This window comes from Streptomyces sp. NPDC004732 (assembly GCF_040609235.1).
GTDB lineage: Bacteria > Actinomycetota > Actinomycetes > Streptomycetales > Streptomycetaceae > Streptomyces.
In genome coordinates this window covers 64,927-78,490 of record NZ_JBEXJR010000023.1, presented here as the reverse complement: position 1 = coordinate 78,490, position 13,564 = coordinate 64,927, and the positions used below count along the sequence as shown (strand labels likewise).

Below are 13,564 nucleotides of genomic sequence, written 5' to 3'. Positions count from 1 at the left end.
GGCGGCGCACGCCCCGGCGCGCCGCCCTCCCCAGAAAGGCCCAGGATGAGCGCCGACATATTCGTCATCGAACCGCAATGGATCGTGCAGGCCCCGCACCTCCGGTGCACCCTCAAGCGCGCCCTTGCGCTCCAGTCCACACACAATGTGTGGTCCGGCACCGAGCACATCAACAACGCCGTTGGGATGGCCTACGGCAACGAACTTCCGGATTCCGGCCGATGGGAACTCACCCGCTCCCAAATCCGCACGCTCAAAATCGCCATTGAATGGCGCAGGGCCACGCGCGCGGCCAGCGACAAGGAGACTGCCCCCGATATCCTCGACCGCTGGACACGGATAGAGGACGAGGTCATAGCCGCATACCGCGCCGTGAGCAATGAAGCAGGGTTGCACTGGATTTAGGGGTGGTTGCCGATCACCCCAGAACATGGTTTAATTAGTGGTGTCGGAAGGGGGAGGGTAACCCCCCGACCGACGCCCCGAGGGCCAGCCGGCCCCGGATGCTCATCTCACACCAGGAGGACCGCGACATGCCCCGTAAGCCGAAGATGACCGACGAAGAGCGCCGGGCCTACTCCGCCAAGATGCGCGGTGAACTCGAAGCCGTCATGGATCGTGCGTACGGGGCGATGGTCAGCAGCGAGGACTTCTGGGCCGCCGTCATGCGCACGGCTGCGAACCTCACCCACACGGACCGCGACGACCGCAGCCCCACCAACTGCATTGCCGTCGCCGCCCAGCTCCCCACCGCCACCCACATACTCAGCTCCGGCGACTGGCGGAAGGTCGGACGCTTCCCGGCCAAGGGCTCCACCTCGCTCCGTATCTGGACGCCGATCAAGCGACGGCCCGAGAGCGGCCAGGAGGCCACGGCCGCAGCCGCCGACGGCGGGCAGCGGGAGGCCGCCGACGAGGCCGCCGGGGGTGAGGCGCGCAAGGTGTCCGGCTTCAAGGCGGGACCGGTTTTCGACATCAGCCAGACCGACGGCGACGCCTACGAGCCGCCCACGCCCGCGCGGTTCACCGTCGAAGAGGTCTGGGCCGCCATCTCCGGAGCCGACGGCGTGCCCGACGCCGCCGGGGAGTGCGACTACGCCGTCCGCCTCCACCTCTACAACTCCGCGCTTCAGCGCATCAGCGAACTTGACGCACCCGTGTACGGCCAGCGCGAAGCGGAAGTTGCGTCCGCCGCCCACGTCGCCGCGCTCATCCTCGGAATCGCTCCCGGACCCGCCGCCATGCCGCCGCTCGCGGGCATCATCACCGACGGCAAGCGGCCCCCGGTTCACGAGTCCGCCGTGCGGGCCATCGAGACCGGCCGCGCCATCGCGAGCGCGGTTCGGACCGCCGCCGAGCGCCGCCGCGAACTTGCCGTGACCGGTTGACCCGAACCCGAGAACATGGTTTAATTAATGGTGTCGGAAGGGGGAGGGCAACCCCCCGACCGACACCCCCGCCGGGGCCGACCGGCCCCGGCGGAACCTCTCACCAGACAGGGATACGACATGCTCACCACCGACCAGAAGCCCACCGTCCAGGACTTCCCCACCGCCACGCTCGTGATCGCCGGGCCCTGGCACCGGGGTCACCAGCAGGACACCCGCCCGGCCGTCGTCGTCGGCCCGTTCGGCGGGCCGGAGTTCGCGGGCGACGCGACCATGTCCGTGGTCTGGTTCTTCACCCTCGGTGCTCCGGAGCCCGGCGACAGCGTCCAGGCGATGTTCCCGCACGAGCTGACGCCGCTGGACGACACGCTCACCACGATGAACCCGGACGTCTTCCGCGACATCGTGTGCGGTCTGCGCCGGGGCCGGTTCGCCTACGACGACGGGGACGCGCTCCGCACCGCCGTGCGCCAGGCATGGCGCGAGCGGACCGGCCTTGCCGACGCCGACCCGGCCGCCCGCCACACGCTCCACCGCAGCTGACACCGAGGCCCGCCGGTCCGGGGGAGGGCAACCCTCCGGACCGGCAGGCCCCCAGCACCCCAGCGGACACCCCTTCGGGGCGGCAGGACAGGTCCGGTGCGTTCACCGCCGCCGGCCGACTCCGCCGCAGGCGGCTCCGCCGACCGACGACGGGCACCGGACCGCAGCGGACGCGCCCCGCGGGGGCGCGACTGCCCCTGTCGTCGCGCAGGCGCGACGACCCGCGAGCCGATCGTCCCTCACGGCCCGCGCCGGTGGTGCAGCGCCGCTGCCAACGCACGGTCCGCCCTGCGGCCGGACCACAAACTCTCACCAGAAAAGACCAGTTCAGTGACTATCGAGATCACCCATACCCGCCGAGAGGGAACCCTGATCGAGGGGACCAGCCGGGGCGACGGATCGGCCGAGATCCTGCGACTCCGTGAGTACGGTCGCACCCAGCGCCAGCCCTTCCGCTGGAGCAGGAACCTTGACTGCTGGTACCTCCCGCACAGCCGCGACCACGCCACCTACACCCCCTCGCTCGAACGCCTCGCCCAGCGGCTCCGGGAGAAGGGGTTCGAGGTCACGCTGACCATCGACAACGCCGACCGCCGCAGCTTCAGCGAGGCCGAGGAGGAGCGCGAAGAGAAGGCCGAGAACAGGGCGGAACGATTCGGCGGGTACGCCGCCAGCGCCGCCCAGTCCTCCGAGGCCGCGCACCGGAAGAGCCACGACATATCCGAGCGGTTCGCCTTCGGTCAGCCGATCCTCGTCGGGCACCACTCCGAGGGCCGCGCCCGCCGCGACCACGCGCGCATGGACGACGCGATGCGCAAGAGCATCAGCGAGCACGACCGCGCCGCCCGCTGGAGCGGCCGGGCGCAGGCCGCCGCGAACTACCAGCAGTTCAAGAAGGACCCCGGCCGCACGCTCCGCCGTCTCGACACGCTGCGGGCCGACCTCCGCGCAGTCGAGAAGTGGCAGCGCGGCCAGTCCGCCAAAGGGTTCTCCCGGAACCCGGCAGACCCGGAGCTGAAGATCGAGCACCAGGAGCTGTCCGAGGAGATCGCCCACTGGGAGAAGGTCATCAAGGACGCCGAAGCCGAAGGCTTCAAGGTGTGGTCGCGCGCCGACTTCAAGCGCGGTGACTTCGTTCTCTACCGCGGAACCTGGTACGAGGTCCTGCGGGTCAACGTCAAGACCGTGACCATCCCGCACATCCACAACGGCGTCGGCAAGCGCATCGTCCGCGCCACCGGCAACCAGCACGACGACTGGACATGGACCGCCCCCTACGACGGCGTGTCCGGGCGCAAGAGCGCCGCCGAGATGCAGCAGCCGCCCCAGACCCCGGCCGCCGAAACGCAGGAACCGGCCGAGCAGTCCACGGCGGTCAAGGAACCGGTGCCCGTCGGGAAGCCGACCGCCGCAGCGACCCCGGCCGCGTGGGCGAACTGGCCGGACGGCATGGCGCTGGTCCTGATCGCCTCGAAGGGCTCCAGCCGCTCCCGCAAGCGGCGTGCCCTGTGGGCGATGACCCGCCGTGAAGCACAGGCACTGTGCAGCGACCCCCGCACCTCCGGCCGCAGCTACATGCTCACCTGGACCGACCAGCCCGGCACCGAGGGCGCCGACTGGGAATGGATCAAGGACAACGGCAGCCACGCCCCCGTCCTCACCGAACTGGGTATCACCCCGCGCCGCGAGTGGACCACCGCGCCGCAGGCCCCGGCCGCGTAACCGCGCCCCCGCCCGCCCCGGCGGCCGAGCGCGCCGGGGCGGGCCCCTCTCTCACCAGACAAGGGCACCACCATGACCACGCAACTCCTCGAACGACCCGCGACCATCACCGTCCCCGACACCGAAGCGGGCAGGCTCACCGTCCCCGCAACCGGGGGCAGCAGCACCGTCCCGACGTACCGCGTCGGCACCCCCGACATCCAGTGCCGATACCCCGTGATCGTCGGCGAAGACCAGGTCATCGGCCGCGCCTACCGGTGGCACCGCGACTGGCTCGTCCTCACCACCGCAGGCGAACGCAACCTCCGCCGCCCGCCCAAGGGCACCCCCGGCACCGACATGGCCGCCGCCCATCTCGCCGCCGAGTACGCCGCCGGTCGGATCGGCGCCGTGCCCCTGGAACAGGTGCTCGCCGAGGCCCCCACGCCGCTGGTCGGCCCGGTGCCCCTCCTGCACCCGCGGATGCCGGTCAACGATCGCAACACCGAAGGCGCCGAGATCGCGTTCGCCGGACTCGCGGCCCATCACTGGCGGGCCGTCCTCACCGGGTTCCCCGGGAGCGATAACCACTGGTACCTCACCTGCGAACTGTGCGGCTGGGAGGGCCCGAAGTTCTGGAGCCACCTGCGCGGAAGGAACGGGGAGCCGCCGAGCGCGCGCCGCCACAAGGGCGGATGCATCGGCGAGGACGAGGTCCGCCGACTGATCCCCGCCTACCACTAGCAGCCCGACCGAGGGGCGGCGGCCACGCGCCGCCGCCCCGCCCTTCCTCGAAGGACAGCGCCGTGCCGAACCGCCACACGCCCGAGAGCATCGTCATCGCCGACACCCCCGCCGCCATCCTGGAATGGGCCGCCCGCCACATCGAACACGTCGGCATCCACCAGGGCCCGCACCTGTTCGACGGTCCCGGCCGTACGGCCACGTTGCCGTGCTGGCCGCGCGGTGCGCTCCAAGTCGCCGCCGGCCACGGGCGGGGAGCCGCAGGACGGACGTACGACTGGGACCGCATCGACCGCGCACGCGACCAGGCGTTCGCCCTCCTCGCGGAAACCCTCGCCGGTCACCCCGCCGACGCCGACGACCCCACCGACGCCAAGGCCCTGCACCACGACGTCATCGACAGGTGGAGCGCCGAGCCCGGCCGTACCGCCGCCGACGCCGCCCGCGCTTTCCGGACCGCCGCCACCCGCGCCCAGCACGCCCTGTTCTGACCCCGACGCCCGCCAGCATCCCAAGTCACCGAAGGCCCCGCGATGGACGAGACGACACAAGACCGCAGCACCACCAGGACACCGAGCCGCCGGGGAGCCGCCACCCCCAGCCGGGACGGCGTCCACCGACTCACCGTCCCCCTCCACCCCCGGCTCAGCGCGACCGAGCTGATCCGCGTACTCCTCGCCGCCCCCGGGGAAACCGACCTCTCCGACCTCGACCCCATACAGGTCCGATCGCTCATCGCCGACGTGCTCACCCAGCACGGCTATGACGTGCTCGACCGCTCGCCGTACTACCCGGAGCTCGACCGCCACCAGGACGCCCGCCGGGCCGTACGCCGTGCGTACGGGCCCCGGTTCCTCGATGCCCCCGATGAACAGGCCGTGCTCGCGGACCCACTCCGCGAAGTGCTCGCCACCGGAAGCAGGCCATCGTGACCGCTACCGTCGCCGAGCCGACCGGAGCACGAGCACGGCAGACGTACTACTGGCGCGTGCGCAACGCACGCACACGCCACCGACCCGAGCACGCTCACCAGGCATGGCACATCCAGCCCGGACACCCCGGCGGCGCGTACAGCGATCTCGGCCACGAACTGGACCCGCCCGCGCACCACGCCCCGACCCTGCTCTCCCGGAGCCGGCCTACCGGCCGCCGGGGGGAGAAGCAGGAGTTCCGTGGCGGGTGTCTCGCGTGCCCCTGGGAAGGCCCCGTGCACTGCGGGGAGGGGTTCGGGGACGGTGACAACGAGGCGGTGGAGGACGCGCACGACCATGCGTTCCCCGGCTGGAGGACGCTGCCGTCGATCACCACCGTTGAGGACCGATGGGCAGTGCCACGGAGCCGGAGCCGATGGGCTCAGCTCACCGCCAGCTACCCGGCCGGCTGGATCAAGCAGGGTGCCCCCGTCGTGGCGTGGAGCCGGTACCGTCGCGAGGCCCACGCCCCTCCGCACGCGGGACGCCCCCGCTACGAACTCCGCGTCCCCCGGCCACCCGTCGGCCGGGGCCGACGCCCCGCAGATCAGGGGGCCCTCTTCTGATGACCGCCGTCGTCCGGATCAGGGCCCCACCCCCACCCAATCCAAAGGTGGTTTAATTACTCCGCTGACGGCGGAGCGGGCAACCTCCGACCGGCCGCGTGCCCCACGGGGCACGACGCACCCCAGACAACAGACGACGGCCAGCGCACAAGGGCAACAAGGCGCTGGCCGTCGGTGTTCTCTCACCAGAAAGAACCCCACCATGCTATGCGACCGACACCCCGACACTCCCCAGCCCGGCGACATCGCCCAGCTCACCAGGGGTAACAGCATCGGCGCCGATCCGAACGACACCTTCGTCATCGTCGAGGACTTCCCCCCGACCGGCCGGCACCTCGTCCTCAACCTCCCCGTCGACCATCCCGGCCGCGCCGACTGGGCCGCCGCTGTCCCCGTGGCCGACATCGCCACCCTCACCCGGCTCGAACCGGCGGGCAGCCGTACGTGGACGCCGGCCCCGGACCCGGACGACATCCAGTGACCGCGCCGAGCGGCCACCACCCCGACCAAGAACAGGAGGCGACCGTGTCCCCGAAGACCGGCCGCACGCTCTACTCGCGCGCAGACCTGCGCCAGGTCCACGGCATCAGCGAGCCGACCCTTCAGAACCTCTGGACCGACCGGGAGAACAACGGGCACCCGCCCGTCGCGGACACCATCGACGGCGTCATGCACTGGGACGGCGACGCATGGGCGACGTGGCACCACGAGCTTCAGCGGAAGCGTGCCGCCGCCGCCACTACCAATCCGCCGAAGCTCGACGGCGACCCCGAAGAGATGGTGGGCCCCGCCGAAGCCGCGAAGGTCTGCGGGTTCGCCGACTCCGCCACCGTCTCCCACTACGTCAAGAACCCGCCCGAGGGGTGGCCCGAGCCCGACGAGTGGGACGAGCTTCCGACCAGGCGGCGGCCGAAGTGGAAGCGGTGGAGGCTGTGGCAGTACCTCGCGGAACGCAAGGGCCGCGGGCACGCCGGCGGACGCACAGCAGGCCGCAAGGGCCTGGCCTACCCCTACCAGGGAGACGAGCGGCTGACCCTCGCCCGGCAGGCCATCGCGGCGAACCCCGGCGCGAAGAACGCCGACCTCATCCCCCAGCTCCAGGGCCAGACAGAGAAGACCTACTCCCGCCCGACCTGGAACCTCATCCTCAAATCCGCCCGCGAGCACCCCGAGGAGTGACCCCGTGCCCGACACCCGCTGTCCGCGCTGCGGCGGCCCGCTCGGTGAACGACCCGCACGCTCCCGGCTGACCACCGACCGGGAAGTCCTCATCTGCACGACGTGCGGCACCGACGAAGCCGTACGCGAAGCCACCGGGAAGCCGCCGGTCCCGTTCGGGGACTGGCCCACTTAGGGCAGATCGTGGGTGCGACGGACGCCGTCCGTCGCACCCACGATCACTTCTACGCCAGGGTGTCCGTCTTGCCTTTGCACGCCCTACAGATCATGCGCAGCCGTGCCATAGCCGCGTGGTACGCCTGATCGTTCGCTCCCTGTGACCGCTGGAGCTCCAACACGAGCTTTTCCAGCTCCAACAGTGCCGCGTCCGGCAACACGAAGACCCCCGAGACACTGACTCCCGTATCGACGCGGTTCGCAAGCGTCTGCTGGAGCGTTTTCCAGGCCCTCTGCACCACGAACTTCTGCTTCACCTTGTCCTCATCCGGCAGGGTGCGAAGCTCCTCCAAGGCGGTCATCAACTCCGCCGAATGCTTGTCGAGGTCCGTCCGCAGCCGCCGAGCGCGCGCCAACAGCCGAAACGTGGCAGCGACGCCAGTCCCGCCCAGGGTGACCGTGGCGCCGAACAGGGCAACCTTGTACAGCTCTTGACCCCGTGCGTACTGAATCAGCCATAGCAGGCCGATGAGCGCGCACCACATGGTGAACACCCTCATCGGGGCGGCACGGAGCAGACGGAAGCGAAGGTGCTCGTAGGGGAATCGAGACGGTTCGAGCCGAGTCCCGGTGAGCGCGTGATAGATCCAGACGAGGAACAGCAGCATCGCTGCCTGACCGCGATCCGCCGCCCCAAGCAAGAGGGAACACGCGGTGAAGAGCACAACGAGGCCGATGTAGCCCAGCACAGGCGCGAGAACGATCCGGCTCTGGGACTTCCGTGGAAGCTCCTGGAAGTAGGGGAAGAGCAGCCAGCCGGCGAGCAACGCGGTCGGCCCACACAGCAAGGTGGCGATCATCCCGCCCGTGGGGCGGTCGAGCATCACCATTGCGACGACCACGATCGGCATCGGGAACGCCACCAGAGTTCCGGCCGCAGCTTGCCAGCTGGAGGAGTGGCCGCGCACCCACCGCTCAACGGGCATCGTCCTCTTCCGCAGCCACTCAGGTTGAAGCGGTATGGCCGTCTCCGTCACTAGGCACCCCCGTACGTGCGCGTTCTGAACCCCAATCGGTCCAGGCACCTTACGGGCCAGGTCTTAGCAGGCCAGGCCCAGGGCCCCGCGATGCTGGGCGCCTTCATTTCCCCGCCGGTCTGACCAGCGCTGCTCGCAGATCCTCCGGTCACTGACCCCATGAAGCCGAGGTAACAGTCCAACGCGGATCAGGCCCCAGAAGCCTGATCCGCAGGAGCTACCAGGCCCCTTCGAGTGCCCGAGGCTGCCTCTCGTCGATCATGATCTTGATTTGAAAGGACCAAGGTATCGTCACTTCGTGACGATACAATCGGCCAAGACGACCGAAACTGACCGAATGAGAGCGGGGGGTGAGCGGGCCGATGGGATGGGTGACCATGATTGGCCCCTCCGACGAGCAGGTTGAGTACCGCCTTACCGGCGGCCACGGATGTGGCAAGTCCGTCGCGGTCGACGCCGCGCCCCTCATTGCCGCCATCGAGGCAAAGGCCGAAGCCGCAGGCGCTCCCGTCGCCTCCCTCCTCGCGAACCGCGAGGCCAAGCGTGCCTTCTTCCGCGCCCGCGGACTCCTCCGCAGCAAGGGCGCTGCGCGGTTCACCGGGTTCGACGCCGTCGAAGTCGCCGCAGCAGCCGGGCTCGACGCCCGCGACCTCTACGGCGAACACGCCCTCCCCGCCCGGAGCGCGGACGGACAGGTGGATTACCACCTGGACGCCAGCGAACGGCCCCTGGTCTGGATCGGCGGAGGACTCACCGAGTTCGACATCTCGCCCGGCAGCGTGCTCGCCCCCGAGCAGTTCCCTGCCGCCCGGCGCCTCATGCTCGGGGAAGACCCCCGGACCGGGCAGACCCTCGTGGAACCCAAGCTGGCCATCGCGCCGGCCGCCAAGCTCCCCGCCGCTCCGCTGGCCCGCGCCCTCCGCCGCGCCGCCGCCGAACGCGGCGTGACCCCGGCCTCCCTGCTCGACTCCCAGCGCAAGCAGGACGCCTTCCGCCGGATGGAGAGCCAGCTCAAGCGGTTCGGGGAGTCACACCGTGTCCCCGTCTCGACGGTGCTCAAGCTCGCCGACGCCGTCGGCATCGACGCCGTCAACCTCTACGGCGAAGACGTGGTGGAGAAGGCCGTCGCCGCCGAGGCGGGCGGCCACCTGGACGCCCGTGCACTCCTGCGTGCGGTCGAGGCCCGCGCCGCCGCGACCGGCCAGCAGCCCGCCGACCTGTTCGACGCCGCGTCCATGAAGCGCCGGTACGCCCAGACCGAAGGCGAGGGTGCACGCCGTCTTCGGGACCTGCCGATGGACGTCCGCGAAGCCGTCGCGATGGCCAAGGCCGCAGGGCTCACGCCCGAGGACGTGTGGGACGCCGAGGAGATCAAGGCCGCGCTCCTCGAAGGCCGCGTGCAAGTCGGCAACCGCGGCGCGGACGTGACCCTGGACTTGTCGAAGTCGAAGTCCGCATTCCTCGCGTACGCGCCCGAGAAGATCGCCGCCCAGGTCGAGGGGATCTACACGGCAGCCGGCCGCGAGTCCATCGGCGCCCTGGAGCGGTGGACCGCGTACGCCATGCGCGGCCACCACGGCGACGGCGAAGAAGCCGAGACCGTGAAGACGAGCGGGTTCTCCGGCTGGATGATGGTCCACCGCGCCGCCCGCCCCGTCGACGGTGCCCCGTACGGAGACCCCCACTTCCACCTGCACTTCACCCTCGCCAACATGGTCAAGGGCACCGACGGCAAGTGGTCCACGATGGCCAGCGGAGGCCGCGACCTCCACCGGCACACCCGCGCGACCCAGTCCCTCATGAACGCCCGCATCCGCCGCGAGCTGACCAACGAGTTCGGCATCAGCTTCCGCCGCGAGGAGCGGACCGGCGCGTGGGAGATCGTAGCGATCCCCGAGGCCACGATCCGGCTGTTCAGCAAGCGCGACAGCCAGGTCCGGGACCTGCTGACGAAACTCGGCATCGACTACGACAGCGCCACGACCCGCGAGCGCACCGCCGCTTCCACCGCGTCCAAGGCCGCGAAGAACGGCGAGGCCGCCGGGGTCGGGGACGATGTTCTCCGCGCCTACTGGCAGGCCGAGGGCCGTGCGGCTGGAGACGACCCCGACGCCATCGCAGCCAGCGCGATGGAACGGGACCGAGCGGACCAGAACCCCTCTCTGGACGACCTGTGCGCCCAGGTCTTCGACCCCAGGACCGGGTTGACCAGCCACTCCAAGGAGTTCACCCACACCGCTGCCATCTCCGCCGTGCTGGACGCCCTCCCGTACGGCGTCGCGGACGCCGCCGAGGCCGAACAGCTCACCAACTCCGTACTTCGGCACGCCGGGTACGCGGTCCAGCTCAACCCGAAGGGCGCTCAGCACTTCGCGCACGCCGACCGGTACACCACGGCGGATGTCGTGGCGGCCGAAGCACTGATCGTCTCCGAGGCCACGAATCGGCTCAGCACTCAGGCCGCCGTCGTCAGCAACGACACGGTCGACATGACGTTGTCCACCGTCGAAGCCCAGCACGGCGGCAGCTTCACGTTCTCCGACGAACAGCGTGCCGTCCTCGAACGGCTGCTCACGGCAGGGCACGGAATCGACGCCGTCGTGGGCATCGCCGGAGCGGGCAAGACCACCATCATGGACACCGCGCGCCAGGCATGGGAGGCGCACGGCCTCGTCATCGCCGGCGCGAGCACGGCCGCCGTCGCCGCCGCGAACCTGAAGGCCGAAGCAGGCATCGAGTCCCGCACCCTGGCGTCGTGGCTCACCGGCATCCGCGCCGGTGGCCCCGGCCTCACCGGCGTGGACGTGCTGGTCGTGGACGAAGCCGCGATGTGCGATGACCGCGACATCGCCGAACTTCTCACCCACGCCGCGGAAACCGGCACGAAGGTCGTCGGCATCGGCGACCCCAAGCAGCTCCATTCCCCGGGCATCGGCGGCAGCTTCGCCGCCGTGCACCACCTTGTGGGCGGACTCACCCTCAGCCAGAACTACCGCCAGAAGGACATGATCGAGCGCCGGGCCCTGGAGCTGTGGCGCGACGACAACCGCGTGGACTCGCTCCGTACCTTCGCCGGAACTGGGCGCGTGCACGCTCTCGCGGACAAGGACACTGCCCTCGCCGCGATGCTCACCGTCTGGGCCGACAAGCGGGCCGTGCACACCGACGACCACACCGCCGTGCAGCAGCTCCTCATGCTCGCCGCCACCAACGAGATCGTGGAGGAGCTGAACACCGGGGCCCGCGCACTGCGGAAGGAGAACGGCGACCTCACCGGTCCCGAGCACGCCTATGCGCTGCCCGGTGGCGGTGAGCTGACCCTGTCGGTCGGCGACCAGGTCCTCCTTCGGGTCAACGACTACCGAGGCAAGAAGAGCCGAGGCGCGAACGAAGACGTCCTGAACGGCTACCGCGGAATTGTGCGCGCCGTGGACGAAGAACGCCGCGTTCTGGTCGAGTGGCGGGAGAAGACCGCCGACGGCCACCGCGACGTTGCCGAATGGGTGGACGCCGACTACATCGCACAGGGCGGGCTCAGCCTCGGATACGCGATCACCGGCCACAAGTCGCAGGGCCTCACCGTCCAAGAGGCTCTGGTCTACGGACCCGGCGCTCAGGCGAACGCCCTCTACACCATGATGTCGAGAGACAAGGCTGAGTCCCACCTGTTCCTGCCGCTCTCCGTCTACGAGACCGACGCCGACCGCGCCCGCCACGGCGACGCACTCACCGACCAGGAACAGCTTGACCGCGCCGTCGCGGGCCTCATCCGCGAGATCGAGACCGGCACCGAGGAACGCATGATCGTCACCGAACTCCCCAAGAACGCGGTCCCCGCCCACGTCCGTGACCTTGTCCCTGAACTCCCGAAGCCGCGCGCTCCCGGCGTGGATGAGGTCGATGACGAAGATACTCCCGAAGAAGCTCCGGAACACGAGGACCGCCCCGTAACGGTGAACGCCGCACTCAACCCGGCGCCGGTCACACCTTCGGAACCCGCGCCGTCGGCTGACCGCCCATACGCTCACCTCGGTAACGCAGCACTGCGTGACGCCGTGCGCAAGGCGGCCGTCGCCGCCCGCGCCACAACGGAGGAGGCCGGCAAGGCGGAAGCCGCCGCCGACCGTGCCGAACAGGAGGCTGCTGCCGGTGCAGGCCCCAGGTCGCTCGCGCTCCAACGCCGTCATCAGGACGTTGCCGAACGGGCCGTGGCCATCCAAGAAGTCCGGTCACTGGACGGCACGATTGCGGAACACACCACCCGACTGAACAACACCGAGGCCCGCATCGAGGGGCTTGACCAGCAGCTGGCCGCGATAGGTCGATTCGGACGGGCGGTCCTCCGCGGCGACGAGCGCGCTTCGGTCGAGGAGGACCGCGACGCTCTTCTGCGTACCCGTGAGGAGACCGTCCAGGAGCTGGAGCAGATGGACGCGCGGCTGTTGGACGTCACCCGGCAGGCCGGGCCCGTCAACGAGTACGACGCCGTGCTGACGGAAGCTGACCTGTCGCAGCAGGAGAGGGCCACGCTGCTTCGGCGGGCCAAGGCCAAGGACGACGAAGCAGCCAAGCAGCTCCGGGCCGAGGCCATCAAGGCTCGCAGCACGGCTCGCGGCGCAGACCACCGCGTGTCCGGCCTCCAGAAGGAGACGAGGCTACGAGCCCAGCACGGGCGTCAGCACGTCGATGCCGATGAGTCCGAGGTGCCCTCGTCCCCGAAACCGGAGTCCCCGTACGCCAACCGAACCACGGTGGACCACACGCAGCCCGTACCGCCGGACAGCGCTCACGACGCGCCGCCTGTGTAGGAGGGTCCTGTACCCGTCCTAGGACGGCGGGGCGAAGACCGCGTTGTCCGGCATCCGGTCGCGGATCGCATCCGGGATGGTGCCCATGAGCCAGAGGCGCCGTGTCACGTGCACGGTGCCCGCCTGGTCGTCGAGCAGCACGTAGCGGGACTCCTCGTCCCCGACGTAGCCGATCTCCGGGGGAAACCCCTGCTCCTCGGTCCACGACAAGTAATGGACGCCGTCGATCCGGAGGGCACGCCGGCCGTCCGGGTCTTGGTCGCCGAGCATCGCGTACCCCAGGCACGTCAGCCAGAAGTCACACGAGTAGCACACTCGATACGCGGCCATCCGCGCACCGACACCTCGGATATGCCGGTCCGTCCCGTTGTTCGGGCACAACTTGCACTCGAACACCACTTCCCGCGGCTTCGCGGGGGCCCGCCTCACGGGTTGGACCTACGCCGGTAGTGCTTGCACCGAATGCCGCGC

General features: G+C 70.2%; 14 protein-coding genes. 12 read left to right on the top strand and 2 right to left on the bottom strand.

Annotation, left to right across the window (positions count from 1 at the left end; genetic code table 11):
* The first annotated feature begins 45 nt into the window (after nt 1-45).
* The 11 genes from ABZV77_RS40750 (at nt 46) to ABZV77_RS40700 (ending at nt 7,267) form a co-directional block, all read left to right on the top strand.
* Nucleotides 46-405 (top strand): hypothetical protein, encoded by a 360-nt coding sequence (locus ABZV77_RS40750; protein ID WP_356268110.1) that lies wholly within the window; start codon nt 46-48, stop codon nt 403-405.
* 128 nt (nt 406-533) lie between these two features.
* A complete protein-coding gene (locus ABZV77_RS40745) occupies nt 534-1,388 on the top strand; it encodes a hypothetical protein (protein ID WP_356268108.1) in 855 nt (284 codons plus the stop codon).
* Nucleotides 1,389-1,508: 120 nt separating this feature from the next.
* On the top strand, nt 1,509-1,931 hold the full coding sequence (locus ABZV77_RS40740; protein WP_211826649.1) for a DUF6409 family protein: 423 nt from the start codon (nt 1,509-1,511) through the stop codon (nt 1,929-1,931).
* Between the two features lie 330 nt (nt 1,932-2,261).
* Nucleotides 2,262-3,653 carry a DUF3560 domain-containing protein gene (locus ABZV77_RS40735; RefSeq protein ID WP_356268106.1) on the top strand — a complete coding sequence of 464 codons (1,392 nt, stop codon included), beginning with the start codon at nt 2,262-2,264 and terminating at the stop codon, nt 3,651-3,653.
* A 72-nt stretch (nt 3,654-3,725) separates the two neighbouring features.
* A complete protein-coding gene (locus ABZV77_RS40730) occupies nt 3,726-4,376 on the top strand; it encodes a hypothetical protein (protein WP_356268104.1) in 651 nt (216 codons plus the stop codon).
* Between the two features lie 62 nt (nt 4,377-4,438).
* Nucleotides 4,439-4,867 carry a DUF6197 family protein gene (locus ABZV77_RS40725; protein ID WP_356268102.1) on the top strand — a complete coding sequence of 143 codons (429 nt, stop codon included), beginning with the start codon at nt 4,439-4,441 and terminating at the stop codon, nt 4,865-4,867.
* A gap of 42 nt (nt 4,868-4,909) precedes the next feature.
* A complete protein-coding gene (locus tag ABZV77_RS40720; protein WP_356268101.1) occupies nt 4,910-5,308 on the top strand; it encodes a DUF6181 family protein in 399 nt (132 codons plus the stop codon).
* Entirely contained in the window at nt 5,305-5,913 is a 609-nt protein-coding gene (locus tag ABZV77_RS40715; protein WP_356268099.1) for a DUF6349 family protein, read from the top strand. The genes ABZV77_RS40720 and ABZV77_RS40715 overlap by 4 nt, the downstream gene beginning before the upstream one ends.
* 202 nt (nt 5,914-6,115) lie before the next feature.
* Complete coding sequence (locus ABZV77_RS40710; RefSeq protein WP_356268098.1) at nt 6,116-6,394, top strand: DUF6211 family protein; 279 nt, start codon at nt 6,116-6,118, stop codon at nt 6,392-6,394.
* A gap of 44 nt (nt 6,395-6,438) precedes the next feature.
* Nucleotides 6,439-7,092: a hypothetical protein gene (locus ABZV77_RS40705; protein WP_356268096.1), complete on the top strand. Its 654-nt coding sequence runs from the start codon at nt 6,439-6,441 to the stop codon at nt 7,090-7,092.
* 4 nt (nt 7,093-7,096) lie between these two features.
* Entirely contained in the window at nt 7,097-7,267 is a 171-nt protein-coding gene (locus tag ABZV77_RS40700; RefSeq protein ID WP_356268094.1) for a hypothetical protein, read from the top strand.
* Nucleotides 7,268-7,316: 49 nt separating this feature from the next.
* On the opposite strand, the gene ABZV77_RS40695 is transcribed toward ABZV77_RS40700, so the two are convergent.
* On the bottom strand, nt 7,317-8,159 hold the full coding sequence (locus ABZV77_RS40695) for a hypothetical protein (RefSeq protein ID WP_356268093.1): 843 nt from the start codon (nt 8,157-8,159) through the stop codon (nt 7,317-7,319).
* Nucleotides 8,160-8,662: 503 nt separating this feature from the next.
* On the opposite strand from ABZV77_RS40695, the gene mobF reads away from it, so the two are divergent.
* Entirely contained in the window at nt 8,663-13,093 is a 4,431-nt protein-coding gene (gene mobF / locus ABZV77_RS40690; protein ID WP_356268091.1) for a MobF family relaxase, read from the top strand.
* An 18-nt stretch (nt 13,094-13,111) separates the two neighbouring features.
* Here mobF and ABZV77_RS40685 read toward each other — a convergent pair whose 3' ends face one another.
* The gene (locus tag ABZV77_RS40685; protein ID WP_356268089.1) at nt 13,112-13,423 is read right to left on the bottom strand and encodes a hypothetical protein; all 312 of its coding nucleotides are present in this window, start codon (nt 13,421-13,423) and stop codon (nt 13,112-13,114) included.
* Between the last annotated feature and the right edge of the window lie 141 nt (nt 13,424-13,564).